Raw genomic sequence first — 24,163 nt, 5'->3', positions numbered from 1 at the left:
CGTGATTGGGTGGGCTTTTTTGTTTACTTGTTTTCTTGCTTTGAAGGACAATAATATTTAAAATATAGATGTAGTATTATGAAAATTGAGGTGTTTAAAATGTATAAAGCTTCAGATGAACGATACGATAATATGAAAATCAGAAGAGCCGGAAACTCCGGTTTACAATTACCCGCATTATCATTTGGAATGTGGCATAGCTTCGGTGACGACGCCAACTTTAAGGACAGTCGCGAAGTAATGCTAAATGCTTTTGATAAAGGAATCTTTAGTTATGATTTAGCAAATAACTACGGACCTGGTTCAGGAGCAGCTGAAAGAATGTTTGGTCAAGTCTACAAGAATGACTTGAAGCCATATCGTGATGAACTAGTGATTACTACTAAGGCTGGTTACCACATGTGGCCTGGACCATACGGTTCATTCTCAGCTAGAAAGACTTTGATTGCCGCATTGGACAGATCACTAGAAAGAATGGGTCTAGACTACGTAGATATTTACTACAGTCACCGTTTTGACCCAAACACTAGTCTAGAAGAAACTGCCGAAGCATTGGACAGTACTGTTAGATCTGGTAAAGCGTTATATGTTGGTATCTCTAACTACAATGGTGAACAAACCCGCGAAATCATTAAGTACTTCAAGGAATTACACACACCATTCGTTGTTAACCAAGCATCATACAACATGTTAAACCGTTCTGCTGAAACAGACGGCACTATCGATGCGTTAAAAGAAAATAACGACGGTTTAGTTGCTTACGGTCCATTGGCTGAAGGAATCCTAACTGATAAGTATCTAAATGGATTACCTGATGACTTGAAACTTCACTTTACTAACAGTTTCATGATGGAAAATAAGGATGAAGTTGTAAACCGTTTAAACCAATTAAATGAATTGGCTAAGAACAGAGACCAAACACTAGCTCAAATGAGTTTAGCTTGGTTATTACACGACCCAGTGGTAACAAGTGTTGTTACTGGTGCATCTGATCCTAAGCATTTAGATTCAAACCTAAAGGCTTTAGATAACCTAGACTTCACCGAAGATGAATTAACACGTATCAACGAAATTTTGAAAAAATAAATTAAAAAAAGAGGAGCAGTCGTAAAAGACTGCTCCTTTTTTATATGACAAACATGGTTTAAATGCGTTATAATAGTAAATTGTTTTCAATCGTTTAAAAAAGGAGAGATAGAATGAAGGATTCCGCTAAAAAGCTGAATTTAACGGAACTAATTGGTTTAGTTATTGGTTCAATCATTGGTGGAGGAATCTTCAACCTTATGCACGACATGGCATCACAAGCTGGTGTTGGGTCAGTGATAGTTGGTTGGATTATCACAGCCATTGGGATGCTTTGTTTAGCATTCACATTTCAAAATTTAACTAACAAACGACCAGATTTACAAGCTGGAATTTACAGTTTCGCAGATGCTGGATTTGGTCACTATATCGGTTTTAACTCTGCATGGGGATACTGGTTATCAGTTTGGTTAGGAAACATTAGTTACGCAACTCTATTGATGAGTTCACTAACTTACTTCTTCCCAATCTTTGATAACGGCCATAATTTAGTATCATTTATTGCTGCTACCATTATTCTATGGGGTGGCCACTTCCTTGTGTTAAGGGGAATTCATTCAGCATCATTTATTAACACAATTATTACTATTATCAAGTTGATTCCAATCTTCTTGTTTATCGTTATTATGATTACTGCATTCAAACTAAATGTATTTACTAGCGACTTCTGGTTAATGCATGGTAAACCATTTAACTTCTCAGATATGTTGGGACAAGTTAAGAGTACAATGCTAGTTACTGTCTTCGTATTCTCAGGTATCGAAGGGGCGGTAATCTTCTCAGGATACGCTAAGAAACGAAAAGACATTGGTAGAGCAACAGTTCTTGGAATTGTTGCCGTAACCATGATTTACATGTTGGTAACATTACTTTCATTTGGTGTTATGCACCAAGCTCAATTATCACAATTGGGTCAACCAGCCATGGCAGATTTATTACAACACGTCATGGGTAAGTGGGGTGCCATCATCGTAAACATTGGATTAATCATTGCCGTATTGGGTGCATGGTTATCATGGACAATGTTTGCTGCGGAAGTTCCATACGAAGCTGCAAAGGTTGGATCATTTCCAAAATTCTTTGCTAAGGAAAACAAGAACGGAACCCCAGTTAATTCACTAATCTTTACTAACGTATTGGTTGAATTATTCATGGTTTCATTCTTCCTAGCATCAAGTGCTTACAACTTGTTCCTATCAATTTCAAGTTCAGCGGTATTAATTCCTTATGCGTTTTCAGCATTATACCAAGTTAAGTATTCTTACCTTGATAAGGGTGCTAGCGACCGTAGACGTAATTTAATTCTTGGAATTATTGCTAGCGCATATTCCATTTGGTTGATTTATGCGGCTGGATTAAACTACATTCTATTGACCACCATCTTGTTTGCAGCAGGGCTACCAGCTTATTGCTACCTACAAAAGGTTGATAATAAAAAAGATCGTATTTTTACCAAACTAGAAAGATTATTAGCGATTGCATTGGTTATTTTAGCCATCATCGCTATTTACGAACTAGTTACTGGCGGAATTACCATATAAAAAAAGAGTGATTAATATCACTCTTTTTTTAGTATATAAATGGATATTTTGTTTTACGGTATTCGATATCGTAAAAGCGGCTTCCCAATGTTTCACCATCGGCATGAGCGTATTCCAAAGATGGAATTTCAACATGAATGTTATCGCTTCTAATTCTAAAAGCAGACTTAACTTTTAATTCACGTTTGAATAACACACGCATGATTACGTAGCATAGTTGGAAAATGTTTTTTCTAGTTAAGACTAGTAATTCAATGTCATTATCATTGTCATGATTTAAAGCAGTCACCATGAATGCCTTTTTAATCTTATGTTTTTCACCGTTAGCCTTAATATCTACAGGGAATGTGCTTAAGTTGTAGATAGTAGGGAAGATTGAAAGGTAGTATTCGATTCTGGTCTTTAAGTTGATCTTATGTGAAATGAAATTGTTTTTTAGATTGAAGACGTTGGCATCTAAACCAATTCCCAAATTGTTTAAGAAGATACCACGTTGTTTTTTAATGTGTTCATCGAACAAACCAATTTCATGATTTTCAACATGATGATTTTTGATTTGTTCAATGAAGTTATTATTCATGTTATGTTGTTGCTTCATGTGGGTGTAGAAGTTATTGTTAGCTCCGGTTGGAATAATCAATACGGGTACGTTTGGAATTGATTCATTCTTTGATTGAGCAGCATGAATGCCTTCGATGGTTTCATGAACTGTTCCATCTCCACCAATCACAATAATGGCCTTAGGTAATGAGTCACTTCTAAATGATGTAACTAAATAATGCGAAATAATGGATACGCAGTGAAGAGGGCGTCTAGTAATTTTTAGACGGTACTTAATATCGTTTGCGTCCAATTGCTTTTTAATTTCGGGCCATTGATGTTTAGCTCTTCTTTTATTAGCCACTGGATTGAAGATGACTAAATAATCAGTGTTCAACTTAAATACTCCTTTCTATGTAAAAATAAAAACGAATTCAATTAAGAATTCGTTTTTAATAAGCATCAATTTGAAATTATTTTTTATTCATAATTAACATTGGTAAAATCAAAGGATGTCTTTCGGTCTTATTATATAAGAATTCTTGTAAATCATCGATGATAGCGTTTCTGATGCTTGATTCGTTGGCATTCTTGTTACGCATAGCACGACGAATAGTTCTAAATACTAATCGTCTTCCTTCGTCTAGTAATTGACCAGACTCTCTCATATATACGAAACCTCTGGATAGTAAGTCAGGACCAGATTGAATTTCTTGATCTTTTAGGTTAATTGTAGCGACTACCACAACTAGTCCTTCTTCAGATAATAGTTGACGGTCACGTAAAACAACGTTTCCGATATCACCAATTCCGTTACCATCAATGTAAACATCTCCGGCAGCGAAGTGACCAGCAATTCTAGCTGAATCCTTAGTTAGTGCTAAGACATCACCATTCTTCATAATGAAACTGTTTTCCATTGGAACACCACATTGTTCCGCTAGTTCAGTATGAATTTTTAACATTCTGAATTCACCGTGAATAGGCATGAAGTATTTTGGTTTCATTAAACTAAGCATAAGCTTTTGTTCTTCTTGTCCACCGTGACCAGATGTATGGATCTTGTTAATCTTACCATGAATAACTTTAGCACCAGCTTCTTCCAATTCGTTGATAACACGGTTAACACTAACCTTGTTACCAGGAATTGGGTTACTTGAGAATACTACAGTATCATTTGGTTGGATTGCGATTTGTCTATGAGTACCATTAGCAATTCTGGAAAGGGCAGCCATAGTTTCACCTTGAGAACCTGTACATAAGATAAGGGTCTTTTCGGCGGGAAGAGATTGTAATTCTGAAGCGTCAACGAATGTACCATCAGGAACGTTTAAGTATCCTAATTCTTGTCCATTAACAATTGCAGCTTCCATACTTCTTCCGAAAACAGCAATCTTTCTACCATGTCTTATAGCAGCGTCACAAGCTGTCTTAATTCTTGAAATATTTGATGCGAAAGTCGCAAAGATGATTCTTCCAGTTTCTTCATCAAAGATGTGTTCAACTGCAGAACCAATCCAACTTTCTGACTTAGTCCAAACAGGTCGTTCAGCGTTTGTGCTATCCGACATTAGACATAGGACACCTTCGCGTCCCAATCTTGCCATTTCTTGTAAATCAGGCGGCTGTCTCGTAACAGGGGTCAAATCAAACTTGTAATCCCCGGTTTCGACAATCACTCCAGAAGGGGTATGAACCGCGATTCCCAAAGTGTCAGGAATTGAGTGGGTTGTACGGAAGAATGAAACTTTTGTCTTGTTAAACTTTAAGACGGTTTGTGGATTAATTTCATGAATTTCAGTACTTCTCAATAATCCATGTTCTTCTAACTTGTTCTTGATTAATGCTGACGCCAATGGACCAGCGTAAATGGGAACATTTAAATCGCGGATTAGGTATGGAACACCACCGATATGATCTTCATGTCCGTGGGTGATAACTAATGCTTTGATTTTGTCCTTGTTTTTTACTAGGTATTGATAATCAGGGATAACGTAGTCGACCCCTAATAAATCATCCTCTGGGAATTTAATCCCTGCATCGATTAAGATGATTTCATCTTGAAATTGAACACCGTAAGTGTTTTTTCCAATTTCACCAAGTCCACCAACGCCATAAATAGCTGTTTCGTTATTTTTGACGTTTAGTTTGTTCATAATTATTTAAACTCCGTAATTTTAAAATCTGGGCTCTTTTGTTCGTAAGCCAAGTGATTACCTTCAAGAGGTTCAATAAATTCAATGTTGTGATCAGTGTTCTTGTCAACAAGTTCTCTTGCTTCAACTTCTGTATCACAGTCTAGATAAAGTGATTTTGTGAATTCTCTCTTAGGATTAGCCTTAGTATCTTCTTGGTATAAAACTTTAAATATCATAAAAATTAAAATCTCCTTCTATGTTTTTTTTACCGATCGATTGTGTAATACACATCTAATTGTTTTTAATTTTATCATATTAATAATGATAAGTATAGTAACCAATAATTTGATAAAATGATAGAATAAAATCAGATAATATTTACAAGGAGGCGATGATTTTGCCACTTTTTGTAGAAATTGTAATTGGCTTTATTGTCGCTGTTATAGCGTACAATTTGATCCATTATTTCTTCATTACGCGACCAATTGACAAGGGTCACAATCAAACATTAAAAATATTAAATGGATTAGTTAATAACCTCTTAGAAAAGGGAAAAAATGAAATTATAGAAGTTCATGATTTGTCCAATATTTGGGGAAGAAACATCTACGCGTTCGAATATGTGATTTCTAAGTGCCAAACTGACGAATTAAACGATGAACTAATCAATCAAATTAAAGAATCAATTAACGAAGCAAATCAATCGAAAAGGTTTAACCATGAAGTGGTGTTAACCGATTCGTTTGTGAGGGACAATCAAGTCCACATCGATTTAGCATACCTATTAAATGCAGCGACGTATGAGTACGTGTTAGATATGCGCCAATTAAATAAGGTAAATTAAAAGACCTAACAAAATGTTAGGTCTTTTTTGATTATTCGATGAACAAGTCATTGTCCACTTTTGAGAATGGGTTTTCTTTATCAACGTGATCGTAGAATAGAGTTCCGTGTAAGTGATCAATTTCGTGTTGGCAAACAATCGCAGGATAGTTTTTAAGTCTAACTGTGTGTTCAGTACCTTCAACGTCTTGATACTTAAGGGTAATTCTAGCAGCACGGTGAATGAAGCCGGGGACGTCTTCGTCAACTGATAGACAGCCTTCACCTTCAGTGATAGCACATCTTTGAACTGAACTTGATAGGATGACAGGGTTGATAATGACATCCTTAAAGATTGGTTCGCCTTCACCTTCAAAGTCGTTTGGCACTAGTACAGCAGCCATCATTTCTGATACACCAACTTGAGGTGCAGCTAGACCAACTCCAGCTCTTAATTTATATTTGGCACAAAGTTCAGGATCTTGACTTACTTCAAGATATTCCATCATGTCTTCAGCTAATTTTTTATCTTCCGCGCTAAGTGGGAATTTAACTTGTTTAGCTTGTTGTCTTAATACTTTATTTCCATCGCGAACGATGTCTTTCATTAGTATCACTTAAATGACCTCCCAAAAAGTTTATTATTGTATTATAACATAATAACGGAAATTATATGATACTAATATGATACATAAGAGTTGCTTATTTTTAGAAAATGGTATAATTACAGATACTAAATTAAACGGAGGCTCATTATGAAAACTAATTTGGTAGTTGATGGAGAGCAGCGAAGAATTGAATCACTAATCGAATTCATGATTTTAGTGGATTATCCAGTTAACCTAACTATCGCAAATTTAAAGATGAATGATTTTATCAATCAACTTCAATCCAATTTGCTATGTGAACATTTTGAAGTCAAATTAGCGGATGACAAAATGGATTATCATGACTTTGACGGGTACATGTACCTATATGATTTTCCAAAGGAAACAGTTGAAGAAAAAAGCGAAGTTACTTCATTCTTATCACCTTACTTAGATCACTTTAGAAAGTCACTAAATCAAGTTATTAAGGAAGGGTTTAGCGGAAAGATTATTGTTAATGGTTTTCATGATGAAGTCTTCGCATACTTTGCAACCAAGTTTTCCGGTAAAGAAAATAACAAGGTTGTGTCAACAGGGATGCTTGCAAAGACATTACTATTAAAACACGCACTACGTCGTTACTTTGATATCAGTTTATCCGATATTAACGTCAGTGTATTAGGTAGTGAATCCAAGAACTTAATCTCATGGAGTCGGGCATACATTGGTCAATCCCCAATCTTGGCCTACCTAGCCAACCCTAACAATATGTTTAGCACTGAAATCTTCGCTAAAGCAGAAGAAATCATTAATAAATCCGACACACCTTGTGACGAAGTAATCCAAGCAAAGGCAATTGGAGTAATCTTGGATGCCTTTTACATGGGTAACTCATGTTTAGCAAGTGTCGGACACGTTAGTCAAATAGATGGTAAAATAGCAGTGACAAGTGAACCAATCATGTTGAACCAAACCGGATTGGTTCCAACTGTAGAATTAGTATTATCTGACAAAGAAAAACAAGCTTTCGATGATGCCAAACAATATACTAATGAAATAATTGATGAAATTTTAGAAAGTAAGTAGGAATGATTATGAATAACTATTCTTATCCAATTTTTCCTGATTGGTCCAAAGAAGAATTAATGGACATGATGGCCTTATATAATGCTGTGGAAAGTGCATACGAAGACGCCAATGGTGTTAATGCTGAAAAGGTAGTCAAGCTATACAACCGTTTTAGAGAGATTAATCCAGCTAAGATGGAACAAAAGCAAATCGACCGTGATTTCCAAAGCATCTCCGATTACAGCATTTATAGGACCTTTCAAGCAGCCACTAAGGCTAAGACCAAAAACATAAGAATGTAATTTGTTTTAAGGAAGATATGTATGAATGATTTATGGTTAAAAAAAGCAGACGAGGAAATTCAGTCTTGGTTTAAAGAAATTCGTGAATTCACCGTTAGTTCACTTAATCAGATTCATGATGTTTCCACTAAGTCTAGTCGAACTGATTTGGTTACCGATGTCGATAAATCAAACGAACAGTTTTTTATCAAAAAGATTAGGGGATTTGATCCAGAGGCTCACATCCTAGGTGAAGAGGGCTTTGGGGATGATGTTACCAATCTAGATGGCCACGTATGGATAGTTGATCCTATCGATGGAACAATGAACTTTGTAAAGCAGCACAATCATTTTGCGATAATGTTGGCTTTATACATCGATGGCAAAGAAGAGCTCGGCTATATTTTAGACGTTATGAATGACAAACTTTACCACAATTGGGATGGTAAAGTTTATGAAAATGATACCGAAATTAATCCACCAGAAGATATTTCTTTATCAGAAGGATTAATGGGATTAAGTGGACCATTATTAATAAATAATGAGAAAAACATGCAAGCAATCTCTAAAGCCAGTGAAGGTGCCAGAATATATGGTAGTGCCGGCATCCAGATTATTGCCGTCTTAAATGGCGAACTAGTGGGATATATTTCTACTTTAAAGCCATGGGACATAGCAGCTGGAAAAGTGCTTTGTGATACGCTTGGTATTAAGGTGTCTGATATTGACGGAAATATAATTGATGTGGTATCATCAGACATTGTATTGGTAGCGACGAAGATTGCACAAAAGGACATACTTAATATTGTTAAGTACGGTTCTGACTGTGACTGATGTCACAGTTTTTTTATGCAAATTTAATTATTTAATGTAATAAACTTGGTCCGAGTTGCTAAGTATTAAAGAAACAAATATTTATGCTTCGAAGGGAAGGAAACTAATAATGAAGACAAGAGACGATATTAGAAATATTGCTATTATTGCCCACGTTGACCACGGTAAGACAACTTTGGTTAACGAATTACTAAAGCAATCAGATACTTTAGACGAACACGTTCAAATTGATGATCGTGCCATGGATACTAACGATATTGAAAAGGAACGTGGTATCACAATCCTTTCAAAGAATACTGCCGTTAGATACCAAGACAAACAAATTAACATCTTGGATACACCAGGACATGCCGACTTCGGTGGAGAAGTTGAACGTATCATGCGAATGGTTGATGGTGTTCTACTAGTTGTTGATGCTTTTGAAGGAACTATGCCACAAACTCGTTTCGTTTTAAAGAAAGCTTTAGACCAACATCTAACTCCAGTTGTTGTTATTAACAAGGTTGACCGTCCAGGTTCACGTCCTAGTGAAGTAGTTGATGAAGTATTAGACCTATTCATCGAATTAGGTGCTGATGATGAACAACTAGACTTCCCTGTTATCTACACTTCAGCTATGAACGGTACTTCAAGTTACGATGAAGACCTATCAACTCAAGAACACACTATGAAGCCTGTATTTGACACTATCATCAAGGCTATTCCTGCTCCTATCGACAACTCAGACGAACCATTACAATTCCAAGTTGCTATGCTTGATTATGATGACTTCGTTGGTCGTATCGGTATTGGTCGTGTATTTAGAGGTACTATCAAGGTTGGGGATAACGTTACTGTTATGAAGCTTGATGGTTCAACTCAAAACTTCCGTGTTACAAAGCTTATGGGATTCTTTGGTCTAAAGAAATTAGATATCAACGAAGCTAAAGCTGGTGACTTAATCGCCGTTTCAGGTATGGAAGAAATCAACGTTGGTGAATCTGTTGTAGATCCATCAAACCAAGAAGCTCTACCAATCCTAAGAATTGACGAACCAACTCTACAAATGACTTTCGGTACAAACACTTCACCATTTGCTGGTAAAGAAGGTAAGTTTGTTACTGCTCGTCAACTACAAGACCGTCTAGAAAGAGAATTACACACTGATGTTTCTCTACGTGTTGAAGAAACTGACCAACCAGGTTCATGGACTGTATCTGGTCGTGGTGAACTTCACTTATCAATCTTAATTGAAAACTTAAGACGTGAAGGTTACGAACTACAAGTTTCTCGTCCACAAGTTATTATTAGAGAAGTGGATGGTCAACAATGTGAACCATTCGAATCAGTTCAAATCGATACTCCTGACGAATACTCAGGTACTATCATCCAAACATTATCTGAAAGAAAAGGTAACATGCAAAACATGGAAAGTGTTGGAAACGGCCAAACTCGTTTGACATTTCTTGCACCTTCTCGTGGTTTAATCGGTTACTCAACTGAATTCCTATCAATCACTCGTGGTTACGGTATCATGAACCACACATTCGATAGTTACCAACCAGTTATCAAGAACTGGAACCCAGGTAGAAGAAACGGTGCCTTAGTTTCAATTAACGAAGGTAAGACTACTACTTACGCTACTATGGGTATTGAAGACCGTGGTACTATCTTCGTAGATCCAGGTACTGAAGTATACGAAGGTATGATCGTTGGTAAGAACAGTCGTGACAACGATATCTCAGTTAACATCACTAAGGGGAAGCAAATGACTAACGTTCGTGCTTCTGCTAAGGATGAAACTGCTAAGATTAAGGAACCACAACACTTAACTCTAGAAGAATCACTAGAATTCTTGAACGAAGATGAACTTTGTGAAGTAACTCCAGAAAACGTTCGTCTAAGAAAAGAAATTCTAAACACTAACGAACGTGAAAAGCAAGCTAAGCGCAAGCGTCACAACAGCTAATACTTTAGCGTTTAATAAAAAGGATGGACATTTTGTCCATCCTTTTTTGTTGTCTTTAAAATACTAAAGCAAATAGTGTAGATATGCTATAATGTTAGTTATATTAAAAGGTTACGTTGGAGATGTAAAAATATGATACGCAAAATCGCCGAGTATTGGCACAAGTGGCATATATCAGAGCACTGGAAAAGAATGAAATTTAATATTAATGCAATGGACTACTACATATTCGTTCCATTTCTACTACTATCTGTAATTGGAATAATTATGGTCTATTCAGCAAGTTCAAACGTTGCAACGCAAATTGGTGGGACACCTACTGGATACTTAATCAAACAAAGTATGTTTGTGGTAGTCAGTTTAGTGATTATTCTGATTTGTTTGGCGGGGAATAATCAATTCGTCAGAAAAGCTAAGTTTTTAGGAATCTTCTTTGTCGTATTGTTTATTGCCTTGATCTTGTTAAAGGCATTTGGACATTCAGTTAACGGTTCTGCCGGATGGATTCCAATCGGTCCTTTACATGTGCAACCAGCCGAAGTTGCCAAGGTATATATTATCTTGAGAATGGCTCAATTTTTGTCTTCTCGAGAAGAAGGAATCATTAACGGTGAAAAATCAAGAACACATGTCCAAGTTTTTTCAATTTTTGTTATGTTGTTCTTAGTTTTTATCCAGCCCGACTTGGGTGGTACCGTTATTAACTTAGCAATTATGTTTGCAATCCTATTTGGATCCGGAGTTAATTGGCGAGGTGCAACATTACTTACATCTGCTGGATTATTATTCGGATGGATATCACTAAAAATCTTATCCTTTGTATTTAAAGACGGAACAAGTATTTACCAAATCCAACGTATCACCGCTTACAGTAATCCGTTTAAATACGCCAACGGAATTGGACAACAATTGGTTAATTCTTACTACGCATTAAGTAATGGTGGAATCTTTGGTGTTGGTTTAGGAAACAGTATTCAAAAGACTGGGTACCTACCTGAACCAAATACCGACTTTATCATGGCGATTATCGCCGAAGAATTAGGACTAATTGGGGTATTGTTCATCCTATTCCTATTACTTACAATTATTGTTAGAGCATTCCAACTAGGTATTCGTTCCAACGATACATACGATACTTTAATTTGTTATGGTGTTGGAACATACATGTTAGTTCAAGCATACTTCAACGTCGGTGGGGTAATTGGTTTACTACCAATCACCGGGGTTACTTTCCCATTCATTAGTTATGGGGGATCTAGTATGTTAACCTTAGCATTGTGTATTGGAATGATTTTGGTAATTAGTGCAAAACAAAAAACTCAAAAAACTAGAAGAATCCGTTATTAAAGTGGAGGGAATTTTTTGACAGATACAATCGAAAACAGAAAAAGCCTAATTGTTTATGTTTATTCAACTAAACAAGTCAGACAATTGAAAAAATATGGCTTAATATATTATGTCTCACAAAAAATGCACTACGTGGTTATGTATGTAAATGCTGATAACTACGATTGGATTAAAGAAAAAATTAGTAGTTTAAAAATTGTGAAGAAAATTGAAGAAACACCTTACGAACAACTTTCCAGTGAACTATCACTTGAAGGGGACTTCGAAGATGTTGACGATGATGAAGATTATTAAGGAGTTTGGATAAATGAGAGTTGTTTCAGGTAAATTTGGTAGTCGAAGCCTTAAACCTGTGCCAGGTAGTAAGACAAGACCAACAACCGATAAAGTGAAAGAATCCTTATTCAATATGATTGGCCCATTTTTCAATGGTGGGTCATTTTTAGATTTATACGCAGGTTCTGGTTCGGTCGCAATCGAGGCTGTATCTAGAGGGATTGATAGTGCGGTATTGGTAGACCACCAATATCTAGCCATCAAGACAATCAAAGAAAACGTTAAGATGACCAAGGAAATGGATGCCTTTAGAATTTACAAGATGGATTCAGACATGGCATTAAATCGTTTTGCTGATAAAAATGATAAGTTTGACTACATTTTCTTGGATCCACCATACAAAGACCAAAAGATGGTCGACCAACTACATATCATTAAGGAAAAAGAATTGCTTAATGAGGATGGAATTGTCATTTGTGAAACCGATGATAACGTTGTTTTAAAAGACGATGTAGAAGGTTATGACATGGTCAAACAAAAGAAGTATGGAATTACCATTATTTCTATTTACAGAATAAAGAGGGGATAGTTATGACAAAAGCAATCTTCCCGGGAAGCTTCGACCCGTTGACTAAGGGACATCTGGACTTAATTAAGCGCGCAAGTAAGATGTTTGATGAGGTCGTCGTTACTGTGGCCAAGAATACCAGTAAAGATGGTGTCTTTAGTTATGATGAAAGAATGAGTTTAATTAAACCCAACATTGAAGGAATTGAAAATGTCTCAGTTACTTCTGCTGACGGATTAACAGTTGATCTTGCCAAACAGGTAGGCGCAACCGTAATTGTCAGGGGACTTCGTAACTCCAGTGACTTTAATGCCGAAAGCTCAATTGCTTCAATGAACTACAACTTGGATAACACAATCGAATCAGTCTTTTTGATTACACGTCCTGAGTTTCAATCTGTTTCATCTAGTTTAATTAAGGAAATTGCTCATTTTGGCGGAGATATTACTCCCTATGTACCACAAAACGTTGCTACGGCATTGAAAGAGAAGTTAAGTTAATGTTTGAAAATAACAGACGGAATAAATTAATCGCACTCTTTGTGGCAATTGCTGCACTTGCGATTTTTGTTAATATTCCATTTCTACCAAAGTATATTGAAAGTCCCGGAACAGCACCTAATTTAAAACCAGTTGTTTCAATCAAAGGACACAGAGATAAGTTCAAAGGTAAATTCATGTTTACCACGGTGAGTGAATCACAAGCATCAATTGCATCATACGTTGTTGCCAAGTTTAATCCACATCAAACAATTGAAAGCATTAGCGATGTAACTGGTAACCAGGATCAACAAAGTTATATCAACTTGCAAAATGTTTACATGGAAAGTGCAATCAATAACGCAATTTATAATGCCTTTCACTACGCCAAAAAAGATGTTTATTTGAAATATCGTGGTATCTACGTGCTGGCAGTTGATAGTAAGTCTAACTTCTACAATCAAATTAAAGCTGGTGACTCCATTGTTTCTTTGAACGGGCATAAGTTTAAGAGCTCTGCGCAGTTTAGAGACTATGTAAAATCCAAGAAGATTGGTTCAAAGATGACCTTAACGATTTACCGTAATAAGAAGAAAATTCAAATTACCAGAAAACTGTATAAGCTAGCTGGTACCAACCAAGCTGGAATTGGGATTATTTTATCTGATGATAATCAGGTTTCTACCAAGATTCCAATTGATGTTAACCCAGGTGAAGTGGGTGGACCATCTGCCGGATTGATGTTTTCACTTCAAATCTATGGTCAACTAACCCAACAAAATATTAGACACTCACAAAATATTGCTGGAACTGGAACCATTGATGAAAATGGTAACGTTGGTGAAATTGGCGGAATCGATAAGAAGATTATCGCGGCCAGAGATGCTGGGGCTAAGTATTTCTTAGCACCATACGTTAAACCAACCAAAGAAGTGCTTAAGTATGAAGAACAACATATGACCAACTACCAACTTGCGGTTAAAACAGCGAAGAAGTATGCACCAAACATGAAAGTTATTCCGGTCACTTCATTCAGTGATGCTTTAAATGCATTGAAAAAAATAAAATAAAAGGAATGTAATTGAATAAATTACATTCCTTTTTTCGTATTTAAGTTTTAGAAAGGAGGAAACGGTGAATAAGATATTAGATTTTTCAACGCAGATAAAAGAAATAATTGACGAACATGCATATAAAATTTTGATTGGTCTATTGCTAATCGCTTTTAGTTTAGGGTTAGTTATTATTTTAATCATGAATCAAAACAGCAATGATGCTAACAATGTAGCAACCGATTATTCAGAACAAAGTAGTGTCGTGGCTTCATCCTCGTCCTCTCAAAGCCAAAGTAGTGCTTCGGGAGAACTATATATTGATGTTAAGGGTGAGGTTAAGCATCCGGGCGTCTACCAAATCCCATCCAACAGCCGTGTTACCGACGTCATCAAGGAAGCAGGCGGCTTTAAGGCGGATGCCGATGAACAAAACGTTAACCTAGCCAAGGTATTAAACGACCAAGATGTTGTCGTGGTTAATAAAAAGGGTGCAGCCGGGAGTTCATCGTTTGCTAGTTCGAATAATACGAGCACCGGTAATTCTGCTAATAACGTCAAAGTTAATTTGAATACCGCAGATTTAAATGAACTCCAAAAACTCGATCGCGTGGGTGAAAAGAAAGCACAAAAGATAATTGATTATCGTAACCAGCACAATGGTTTTCACTCAATCGATGAAATCAAACAGGTTAGTGGCTTCGGTGATAAGACATTTGAAAGATTAAAAGATTCTTTAGAAGTGTAATCTTTGCTATACTATGAATAGTAGTAAAAGAGGGAGAGTAATTAATTATGACTAAACACAGAATTCCATGGGATCAATATTTCATGCTACAAGCTGTTTTACTTTCAACACGTGGCACCTGTAACCGACTTTCTGTTGGAGCAACCATCGTAAGAGATAAACGTATTATTGCCGGTGGTTATAACGGATCAGTTGCAGGGGATGAACACTGTATTGATGTTGGGTGTTACATGCGAGACGGCCATTGCTTAAGAACAATTCATGCAGAAATGAACGCCATTTCTCAATGTGCCAAATTCGGTGAATCAACCGATGGTTCAGAAATCTATGTAACTGATTTCCCATGTCTTCCTTGTACCAAAGTATTATTACAAGCGGGAATCAAAAAGATTAACTACCTAAGAAACTACCACAATGATGAATATGCATTGTCATTAATTAAACAAAACAACGTCGAATTGAACCAAGTAATCTTGGATGAAGAAACAATCAAACAAATCGAATTTAGCTCTTATTTACCAAAATAAATTAATAATTTATATATTTTTCCATCGATTTCGATTGGAATATTAAGCATTATTTTCTTTGGTGATTTAAAGCTCGGTCTACTGCTTTTTTGTCTATGGATGATTCGGATCATTCGATTAAAAAACGCGTTAGTAATAAAAATAACCACCATCATGGTGGTTATTTTTTGTTTGGCTTGCTGGTATAGATATAAACAAAATCAAGCTAATCAAATTCAAGGACAACAAACGGTAACGCAAAGCGTTTTAATTTATCCAGATAATATTAAGTACAGTGACGACTCGTTTTATGGTATCGGCACTATTACTGATACCGGTAAAAAGATAATGGTCTACGGTAATGACGCAAAGAGGGTAAAGCAATATTTAAGGCCAATTGCCATGAATGTGTCTGGAGTCGTCCAGCCATTTGATGAGGCCAGAAACTTTAACCAGTTTGATGCCAAAGAATACTACGAGAGCATGGGTATCTACAGTCGATTGACCGTTAAGCAGTTAAATATTGTAGAAGAACAACATCGGTTTTCAATCATTGATATTCTTCATTATTTACGGATGAAGATGTTGAAATACACGAACCAATTACCACATCCCTTGAACCTCTACGCCAGTAGTCTATTTCTTGGTGTTATGGATAATTCCTTTAACGATGAACTATCAGGTGTAAAGACATTGGGGCTCATTCACTTATTTAGTATTTCCGGGTTGCATGTCTTTTACATCGTGAACCTTTTGAAAATGATACTGGGACTATTCCGTGTGACCAGGGAGAAGGTTCGGTGGGTGACCTTGATATTTCTGCCAACGTACTTCGTCATTGCCGGATCATCGATTGGTTTGATGCGCTCGATATTAACAGTTGAAATCGGCATTATCGCATTGATGATAAAGAAGCGATTGACCAGCTTGGATGTCTTTTCGATTACCTTGATGGTCAATTTAATAATTGAACCAGAGATGTTGTTACAGTTTGGTTCACAACTAAGTTACGCTCTGGCATTCGGCTTGATTTATACGAATAAAATGAAGCCGCTCAAGCAAACGGTGATGATGAACTTAGTCAGTTTACCCTTTATTATCTACAAGCTATTTCAGTGGCACGCACTGACGATGCTAGCCAATTATCTGGTGATACCAATATTTTCGGCGTTAATTATGCCAATGATATTAATCGCGGTCATTACGTACCCAATTTCTGGATGGTTTAGTTCAGTGGTGGCGTTGATATTGAATAGCTTTGATAATGCAGTCAATTGGCTGGGGGCTTTACCAGGGCAGATTAATTTTGGTAAACCCAATCTGTATGTGGCAACGCTTCTTCTAATAATGACACTGTTGGTAATCGACAGGGTCAGTTTTAAAAGAGTGTCGATGCTACTATGTATGTATCTAATCACGTTTATGTATATCCACTATCCACTGCAGGGTGAGGTATCCTTTTTCGATGTTGGCCAGGGTGACAGCATCCTAATTCGTGAGCCGTTTAACCGTTCAATCACTATGATTGATACAGGTGGTAAGTTACAATTTGGTCGCAGGCAAAACAATAAGGTAAATTATCAAGCAGAAAAAACGTCGATTAATTATTTGAAAAGTATCGGTATCAGCCATCTTGATAATCTAGTATTGAGTCATCAGGATGCTGATCACACGGGAGATGTTCCCGCAATCCTGGCGGATTTAAAGGTCGACCGGATTATTGTCGGGGATGGTTTGCAGAACAATCCATCGATAATGAGGAAAATTCGTCCCTATTTGAATAAAACAAAATTAGTGTTAATTAAAGCAAACCAAAAGTTACCTGATTTTCCGTTTAACATTTATCATCCCTTTGTAAGTGGCCTCGGTAAAAACGAGGACTCGGTCGTCTTGGGTACAATCCAAGGAAATCGCAGCTGGTTGTTTATGGGTGATCTACCATCCAGTGGTGAGATTGACATCATGCAAAAATATCCGATGCTAAAAGCGGATTATTTGAAATTGGGTCATCATGGTAGTGATACCTCCAGCAGTGATGCGTTTTTTAAATTCATTCATCCCAAAATTTCAATTATCTCCGCTGGTAGGAACAATCGATATCACCATCCAAGTGTTGCAACGCTTGAAAGATTAAAGGATAATAATTTAGCATACGTGAACACACAAAAACAGGGTATGATATCATATAAATATGGATTATTAGGAAATCACTGGATATTTAAATTGCAAGGGGAATAGTAATGAAAGTAAACGAACTATTAACACAAATTAAAAACAATAATATTAACCCAATATATCTAGTGTTAGGTAAAGAAGACTATTTAATTAATGAAATTAAAAAACACTTCGTGGAATTAATTCCGGAAGAAGAAAGAACCATGAACTTCGCTAGCTATGACATGGAAAGTCAAAACATTGCCACTGCCGTGGGTGATGCTGAAAGTTTGCCATTCTTTGGTGAAAAAAGATTGGTTGTTGTAAACAATCCGTACTTTTTAACCGGTGAACGTAGCAAGTCGACCTTAGATCATGACATCGATAGCTTTATTGAATACGTTAACCACCCAGTTGATAGTACGGTCATGGTCATCATGGCACCATACGGCAAGCTAGATTCTAGAAAAAAGGTTACTAAGCAATTAAAAAACAACGCAGAGGTAATCGATTTAACTAAACTAGATGATCGTGCCATCCAATCATATGTTGCCAACAACATTAAGAGTAATGGTTACACGGTAGAAGGGGATGCCCTTCAAGAATTACTAGGAAGAGTATCTAACGATTTATCATCCGCAATGAACGAACTTCCTAAGTTATTCCTATACTGTCAAAAGGATAAGGTCATTACTAAAAACAGTATCGATAGTTTGGTTGCCAAGTCATTGGACCAAAACGTTTTTGACTTAATTGACTACGTAATGAAAAAGGATTCCAAAAACGCCATCGATTTATACCGTAACCTAATCGTAGAGGATCAAGAACCATTACAAATTAATGCAGTCTTGTTATCACAGTTTCGACTATTACTACAGGTGAATGTGTTAAGTCGTAAGGGATACAGTCAGGGAAACATTGCAGAAAAGCTAAAGGTGCATCCATTTAGAGTAAAACTGGCAATGCAAAATGTGCGTAAGTATCAATTTAGTAGTTTGAGGGATGCTTATTTGGGACTAGTTGATGTGGAAGAAAAACTCAAATCAACACCAGAATCACCAGAACTACTATTTCAAATGTTCACTTTAAGATTTGTCGATAATCAAATTGGATAAACAAAAAAGGACATCTCAAACGAGATGTCCTTTTTTAGGAATAAAAAAAGCTCAGTTAAAACTGAGTTCTTTTTACTTGTTTAACTTAGCTAGACGTGATTTGTTACGTGCAGCAGTGTTAGCTTTGATTAAGCCCTTTGACTTAGCATGGTCTAATGCACTAACAGCGTTGTTGAATAGTTCTTCACGGTTGTCAGCGTTAGCATCAGCTTTTTCAAACTTCTTAACAGCAGTTCTCATCTTGCTTAGTTGAGATGCGTTACGTTTGTTTGCTTTTTCATTAGTTTTTACACGTTCGATAGCAGATTTAATAACAGGCATGAAATTCACCTCCAAAAAAGTCGAATTTTATTTAAAATCCTTAAATTTCAACGACTTTTATTATACAAAAGACAACTTAAAAAAGCAATAGAATTATATAATTCGGATTTCTCCGATCACATTAATAAGGATATTACCTTGCTATTTTCAGGTAATCATAGTAGTATGATTAACGTAGTTTAAAACTACAGTACCGATACTTAGTTTTGTCGCTGCTCTCATCTGGCGCTTTACTCAGTATCTGGTATATTTACTTTTGAAAGGTGGGAAACACAATGGCTCTAACACAAGCTGAAAAGAACGACATCATCAAGAAGTATGCTAGACATGATGGTGACACTGGTTCTGCTGAAGTACAAATTGCTGTACTAACTGCTGACATTAACGAAATTAATGGTCACATGAAAGAACACAAGAAGGATTTCCATTCACAACGTGGTTTGTTGAAGAAAATCGGTCACCGTCGTAACTTACTAAGATACTTACGTAACACAGATGTTCAACGTTACCGTGATTTAATCAAGAGTTTAGGTCTACGTCGTTAATATTTTTAAAATGGAACTGCTCTATGAGTGGTTCCATTTTTTTATACATACATATATGCACTTATCAGTTATTATTCAATTTAAAAGTATGATACACTATAGATAGTTAAATGAGATCGTATTGAAAATAATTATTTTATTTCATAATAAAAAATATACATAAAATTATATGAGGTGAATCATGAAAAATAGTGTAAAAATTATTCCCTTAGGAGGAGTAAGGGAGAGTGGCAAGAACCTATATGCCGTTGAGATTAACAATGGGATTTATGTTTTAGATTGCGGTCTAAAATACCCTGAAAATGACATGTTAGGAATTGATGTAGTTATTCCTGATTTCACATACTTACGTGAAAACAAGGAAAAAATTATCGGAGTTTTCCTATCTAATAGTGACATGGATTCAATTGGCGCGCTACCATATTTCGTCAGTGAATTCGATGTTCCGGTATTTGGATCAAAACTAACCATTGAAATGGCTAAGTACGAAGTTAAGAATAATGAAAGATCAAAGAAGTTTAACAACTTCAACGTAATCAACGAAAAGAGTGAAATTCTTTTTGATGACGTCACAGTTACTTTCTTTAAGACTAGTCACTCAGTTCCTGACTCAATGGGAATTTCATTGGCTGTTGAAGAAGGCCAAATCGTATATACTGGTGACTTTAAGTTTGATCCAGCATTACGTAACGGCTTTGCAACTGATTACAGTTCAATCGCCAAGGTTGGTAACAAGAAGGTTATCGCTTTACTAGCAGACTCACAAAATGCAGACAATCCATTCCCAATGGCAAACGAAATTCAAGCTAGCCAATACATCTTTGATACCTTCGAAGATAGTAAGAGTCGTGTGATTGTTGCAGCTAACTCTGCTAACCTATTAAGAATTCAACAAGTATTTGACGCAGCTGCAAAGTCTGAAAGAAAAGTATTTGTTGGTAAGCACCTAGATGCCAAAGTTAAGTTAGCAATTGATTCTGGATACATTAATGTAGCAGAAGACTTATTAATTGAAGACATTGAAGAACTAAAGAAGCTTGAAAGCGACGAAATTGTTGTATTGGAAACTAATCCAGTTAGTGAACCAATCAAGCTAGTTCAAAGAATGGCTGCTCAACAACAAAAGGATATCAACATCGAACCCGGTGACGTTGTACTAATCGTTACGTCACCATCTCCAGCAATGGATAACAGTATGGCTAAGACTGATGACATGGTATACCAAGCTGACGGTACAGTTAAGGTTATTTCAAACGACCTAAATGTTTCTGATCACGCAAGTGCTGAAGATATCCAAATGTTAATTAGTTTGTTGAAACCACAATACTTCATTCCAGTTAGTGGTGAATATATGATGATGAACGAAAGCAAACGTGCTGCTACTAACATGGGTGTCGACGAAGATAAGATTCTAATCCTAAGCAAGGGTGAAACTATCGAATATGATGGTGCTAAATTCCACCATGGTAATGCCGTTGAAGCAGGTAACACTATGATTGATGGTATCGGTGTCGGAGATATTGGTAACATCGTTTTACGTGACCGTAAGGTATTATCAGAAGATGGTATCTTCATCGTTGTTGTTACAATCGATAGAAAGAAAAAGATTATCATTTCTCGTCCTAAGATAACTTCAAGAGGATTCATTTACGTTAAGTCAAACAAGGACCTAATGAATGAAGCAGCTGAAATTGTTTCTAAGACCATTCAATTAAACCTTGATAACAAGGAATTTGATTGGAGTCACTTGAAGCAATCAGTAAGAGAAAAAATCAGTCACTTCTTATTTGATAAGACAAAACGTCGTCCGGTAATTCTTCCAGTTATTATGGAAGTAAACCAACATCATAAAAAGAAGCGTCCACAAAAATAAATAAGGTTAATTATTCGGAGTGATTTTAATGGATGAACATAGTTCACAAATAGCTAAGGATATTGCATCAAACATTGATGACAAACAATATCAATTAGCTATCAACAAAGCCAAAAATTACTTAGAAGATCAGCCAAGCGATGAGATTGAAGTATTATTAGTTCAATCTCTTTTTAGCTTAAAGCAATATGTTGAAGCAAGAAAAGAAGTCATGGAAAATCCAAATGCGTTTACCACAAATGAGCAGGACTTTTTATTGATGATTAATGTGTTATTGAAAAACAATGAATACATTAAATCTAGAGAAATTGTTGAAACATTTAAAGTCAACGATAGCTATTACAATGATGGCTTAAAGCTAATTGAAGAAAGCGAAGCTTCTTTTAGAAGTAATTCAAGTGAAGAAATTCATCAACTTGCACAAAAGTTCTACCATATAAGTAGTAAGCAAACGATGTATTGGCAAAAGGAATCGCTCTTAAATGGACAACATTTACCATACGATGAATTTTTAAAATACAGTCGCTTTGTTTTGATGGACCCATTTGTCCAATCTGTGATTAAGGCAGAGGTAATCGACACGTTAAGAAAAGTCGGTTCAAATGAGGTCGTCGACATGATGTGGATTGATGGAAAGACAAAGAAAGTTAAGATGGGTGAAATTAAATCACTTCAAGATATGAACTCATATCAACTTATCTTTAATCGCTTAACTGACGAGTATATGATGGATCCAGAAAAGTTCATGTTATTGAGTAGTTACTTCCAACATCAATCAATTTTGATGTACCCATTCAATGATGGAATAATTCTGGATGCAAACAGGTGGTATGACCTGTCAATACAGGCATATCTAAGCGCAAAAGAGTACACTGTAGATGATAATGATGATTATGTAAAATTAATCGAAATTATAAAGCGACAATTTAATTCAATTAAATAGAATAAAATTGTTAAATATGCTTTTTTTGTGTTTACAAATAAAAATACAGTAGCTATAATATTAAAGGAATTCTTCTTGAGACTGATATGTGATTTTGTCTTTTTGAGAAGATGTAGTATAATAAATCATAAAGATGAGTTTGCATTTGCTAACTCAAATCTTTCGAAATTTATAGGAGGTTTTCATAAATGGCAAAAGAACATTATGAAAGAACAAAACCCCATGTAAATATTGGTACTATTGGCCATATTGATCATGGTAAGACTACTTTAACTGCAGCTATCACTAAAGTGCTTTCAGAAAAGGGTCTAGCAGACGCTTCTGATTACGCTCAAATCGATGCTGCTCCAGAAGAACGTGAACGTGGTATCACAATCAACACTGCTCACGTTGAATACTCAACTGAAAAGCGTCACTACGCTCATATTGATGCCCCAGGACATGCTGACTACGTTAAGAACATGATCACTGGTGCCGCTCAAATGGATGGTGCCATCCTAGTTGTTGCCGCAACTGATGGTCCTATGCCACAAACTCGTGAACACATTCTTCTAGCTCGCCAAGTTGGTGTTGAATACATCGTTGTATTCTTAAACAAGACTGACTTAGTTGACGATGATGAATTAGTTGACTTAGTTGAAATGGAAGTACGTGAATTACTTTCAGAATACGATTACCCTGGTGATGATATTCCAGTTGTTCGTGGTTCAGCTCTAAAGGCTCTACAAGACGACCAAGAACAAAAAGACGTAATCCTACACTTAATGGATGTTGTTGACGAATACATCCCAACTCCAGAACGTGATGCTTCAAAACCATTACTAATGCCTGTTGAAGATGTATTTACTATCACTGGTCGTGGTACTGTTGCTTCAGGACGTATCGACCGTGGTGTTGTTAAGATTGGTGACGAAGTTGAAATCATCGGTCTTGTTGAAGACATCTTAAAGACTACTGTTACTGGTCTAGAAATGTTCCGTAAGACTCTTGACGAAGGTGAAGCCGGAGATAACGTTGGTATGTTACTTCGTGGTGTAAACCGTGAACAAGTTGTACGTGGTCAAGTTATCGCTGCTCCTGGTTCAATCAAGACTCATACTGAATTCAAGGCTCAAGTATATGCTTTGAGTAAAGAAGAAGGTGGACGTCATACTCCATTCTTCTCAAACTACCGTCCACAATTCTACTTCCACACCACTGACGTTACTGGTGTTATCGAACTAGAAGACGGTGTTGAAATGGTTATGCCTGGTGATAACGTTGAATTCAACGTTAAGCTAACTAAGCCAGTTGCCATCGAAAAGGGAACTAAGTTCACTGTTCGTGAAGGTGGTCACACTGTTGGTGCCGGTGTTGTTTCAGACATCGAAGAATAATCAATTCTAAAAAAA

Annotated in this window: 25 protein-coding genes; 20 read left to right on the top strand and 5 right to left on the bottom strand. The window is 36.3% G+C overall.

Annotation, left to right across the window (positions count from 1 at the left end):
- Positions 1-99: 99 nt before the first annotated feature.
- Positions 100-1,086, top strand: coding sequence for an aldo/keto reductase (locus RZ78_RS04540; RefSeq protein WP_054608255.1), 987 nt, complete (start codon positions 100-102; stop codon positions 1,084-1,086).
- Between the two features lie 113 nt (positions 1,087-1,199).
- Entirely contained in the window at positions 1,200-2,627 is a 1,428-nt protein-coding gene (gene arcD, locus RZ78_RS04535; protein ID WP_054608254.1) for an arginine-ornithine antiporter, read from the top strand.
- A 28-nt stretch (positions 2,628-2,655) separates the two neighbouring features.
- Here the strand turns inward: arcD and RZ78_RS04530 are convergent, their stop codons facing one another.
- The 3 genes from RZ78_RS04530 to RZ78_RS04520 form a co-directional block, all read right to left on the bottom strand.
- Positions 2,656-3,564 (bottom strand): diacylglycerol/lipid kinase family protein, encoded by a 909-nt coding sequence (locus RZ78_RS04530; RefSeq protein WP_054608253.1) that lies wholly within the window; start codon positions 3,562-3,564, stop codon positions 2,656-2,658.
- A gap of 76 nt (positions 3,565-3,640) precedes the next feature.
- Positions 3,641-5,323, bottom strand: coding sequence for a ribonuclease J1 (gene rnjA / locus RZ78_RS04525; protein WP_041152385.1), 1,683 nt, complete (start codon positions 5,321-5,323; stop codon positions 3,641-3,643).
- Between the two features lie 2 nt (positions 5,324-5,325).
- The gene (locus tag RZ78_RS04520; RefSeq protein WP_054606700.1) at positions 5,326-5,541 is read right to left on the bottom strand and encodes a DNA-directed RNA polymerase subunit epsilon; all 216 of its coding nucleotides are present in this window, start codon (positions 5,539-5,541) and stop codon (positions 5,326-5,328) included.
- A gap of 161 nt (positions 5,542-5,702) precedes the next feature.
- Here RZ78_RS04520 and RZ78_RS04515 point away from each other — a divergent pair, with 161 nt between their 5' ends.
- Positions 5,703-6,149 (top strand): hypothetical protein, encoded by a 447-nt coding sequence (locus RZ78_RS04515; protein WP_054608252.1) that lies wholly within the window; start codon positions 5,703-5,705, stop codon positions 6,147-6,149.
- 31 nt (positions 6,150-6,180) lie between these two features.
- Here RZ78_RS04515 and def read toward each other — a convergent pair whose 3' ends face one another.
- A complete protein-coding gene (def, locus tag RZ78_RS04510; RefSeq protein ID WP_034531763.1) occupies positions 6,181-6,744 on the bottom strand; it encodes a peptide deformylase in 564 nt (187 codons plus the stop codon).
- Positions 6,745-6,882: 138 nt separating this feature from the next.
- On the opposite strand from def, the gene RZ78_RS04505 reads away from it, so the two are divergent.
- The 13 genes from RZ78_RS04505 to holA all read left to right on the top strand — a co-directional run bounded on the left by RZ78_RS04505 (position 6,883) and on the right by holA (position 19,090).
- Complete coding sequence (locus RZ78_RS04505; protein ID WP_054608251.1) at positions 6,883-7,800, top strand: hypothetical protein; 918 nt, start codon at positions 6,883-6,885, stop codon at positions 7,798-7,800.
- 8 nt (positions 7,801-7,808) lie between these two features.
- Positions 7,809-8,084 carry a UPF0223 family protein gene (locus tag RZ78_RS04500; protein WP_187291661.1) on the top strand — a complete coding sequence of 92 codons (276 nt, stop codon included), beginning with the start codon at positions 7,809-7,811 and terminating at the stop codon, positions 8,082-8,084.
- Positions 8,085-8,105: 21 nt separating this feature from the next.
- The gene (locus tag RZ78_RS04495; protein WP_054608250.1) at positions 8,106-8,897 is read left to right on the top strand and encodes an inositol monophosphatase family protein; all 792 of its coding nucleotides are present in this window, start codon (positions 8,106-8,108) and stop codon (positions 8,895-8,897) included.
- Between the two features lie 109 nt (positions 8,898-9,006).
- Entirely contained in the window at positions 9,007-10,845 is a 1,839-nt protein-coding gene (gene typA, locus RZ78_RS04490) for a translational GTPase TypA (RefSeq protein ID WP_034531758.1), read from the top strand.
- 192 nt (positions 10,846-11,037) lie between these two features.
- Complete coding sequence (locus RZ78_RS04485) at positions 11,038-12,192, top strand: FtsW/RodA/SpoVE family cell cycle protein (RefSeq protein WP_053791860.1); 1,155 nt, start codon at positions 11,038-11,040, stop codon at positions 12,190-12,192.
- Positions 12,193-12,207: 15 nt separating this feature from the next.
- Positions 12,208-12,486, top strand: a complete 279-nt coding sequence (locus RZ78_RS04480; protein WP_034531756.1) for a YlbG family protein — start codon at positions 12,208-12,210, stop codon at positions 12,484-12,486.
- A 13-nt stretch (positions 12,487-12,499) separates the two neighbouring features.
- Entirely contained in the window at positions 12,500-13,057 is a 558-nt protein-coding gene (gene rsmD / locus RZ78_RS04475) for a 16S rRNA (guanine(966)-N(2))-methyltransferase RsmD (protein ID WP_054608249.1), read from the top strand.
- Between the two features lie 2 nt (positions 13,058-13,059).
- Complete coding sequence (coaD, locus tag RZ78_RS04470) at positions 13,060-13,536, top strand: pantetheine-phosphate adenylyltransferase (RefSeq protein ID WP_054608248.1); 477 nt, start codon at positions 13,060-13,062, stop codon at positions 13,534-13,536.
- Positions 13,536-14,585, top strand: coding sequence for a SepM family pheromone-processing serine protease (locus RZ78_RS04465; RefSeq protein WP_054608247.1), 1,050 nt, complete (start codon positions 13,536-13,538; stop codon positions 14,583-14,585). The genes coaD and RZ78_RS04465 overlap by 1 nt, the downstream gene beginning before the upstream one ends.
- A 64-nt stretch (positions 14,586-14,649) precedes the next feature.
- Positions 14,650-15,315: a helix-hairpin-helix domain-containing protein gene (locus tag RZ78_RS04460; protein ID WP_054608246.1), complete on the top strand. Its 666-nt coding sequence runs from the start codon at positions 14,650-14,652 to the stop codon at positions 15,313-15,315.
- Between the two features lie 47 nt (positions 15,316-15,362).
- Positions 15,363-15,842 (top strand): ComE operon protein 2, encoded by a 480-nt coding sequence (locus tag RZ78_RS04455; RefSeq protein WP_034534666.1) that lies wholly within the window; start codon positions 15,363-15,365, stop codon positions 15,840-15,842.
- Between the two features lie 99 nt (positions 15,843-15,941).
- Positions 15,942-18,059, top strand: a complete 2,118-nt coding sequence (locus RZ78_RS04450; protein ID WP_081006901.1) for a DNA internalization-related competence protein ComEC/Rec2 — start codon at positions 15,942-15,944, stop codon at positions 18,057-18,059.
- Positions 18,060-18,061: 2 nt separating this feature from the next.
- The gene (gene holA, locus RZ78_RS04445) at positions 18,062-19,090 is read left to right on the top strand and encodes a DNA polymerase III subunit delta (protein ID WP_054608244.1); all 1,029 of its coding nucleotides are present in this window, start codon (positions 18,062-18,064) and stop codon (positions 19,088-19,090) included.
- 72 nt (positions 19,091-19,162) lie between these two features.
- On the opposite strand, the gene rpsT is transcribed toward holA, so the two are convergent.
- Positions 19,163-19,411: a 30S ribosomal protein S20 gene (gene rpsT / locus RZ78_RS04440; protein WP_034531745.1), complete on the bottom strand. Its 249-nt coding sequence runs from the start codon at positions 19,409-19,411 to the stop codon at positions 19,163-19,165.
- Between the two features lie 275 nt (positions 19,412-19,686).
- Between rpsT and rpsO the strand changes: the two genes are divergently transcribed.
- The 4 genes from rpsO to tuf all read left to right on the top strand — a co-directional run bounded on the left by rpsO (position 19,687) and on the right by tuf (position 24,148).
- Positions 19,687-19,956 carry a 30S ribosomal protein S15 gene (rpsO, locus tag RZ78_RS04435; protein ID WP_034531743.1) on the top strand — a complete coding sequence of 90 codons (270 nt, stop codon included), beginning with the start codon at positions 19,687-19,689 and terminating at the stop codon, positions 19,954-19,956.
- A 181-nt stretch (positions 19,957-20,137) separates the two neighbouring features.
- Positions 20,138-21,829, top strand: coding sequence for a ribonuclease J (locus RZ78_RS04430; RefSeq protein WP_054608243.1), 1,692 nt, complete (start codon positions 20,138-20,140; stop codon positions 21,827-21,829).
- Between the two features lie 28 nt (positions 21,830-21,857).
- A complete protein-coding gene (locus RZ78_RS04425) occupies positions 21,858-22,772 on the top strand; it encodes a hypothetical protein (RefSeq protein ID WP_054608242.1) in 915 nt (304 codons plus the stop codon).
- A gap of 188 nt (positions 22,773-22,960) precedes the next feature.
- On the top strand, positions 22,961-24,148 hold the full coding sequence (gene tuf / locus RZ78_RS04420; protein WP_053791852.1) for an elongation factor Tu: 1,188 nt from the start codon (positions 22,961-22,963) through the stop codon (positions 24,146-24,148).
- Positions 24,149-24,163 lie beyond the last annotated feature (15 nt).

Source organism: Apilactobacillus kunkeei (assembly GCF_001308195.1).
Lineage (GTDB): Bacteria > Bacillota > Bacilli > Lactobacillales > Lactobacillaceae > Apilactobacillus > Apilactobacillus kunkeei_C.
This window is presented reverse-complemented; position numbering and strand designations above follow the sequence as displayed.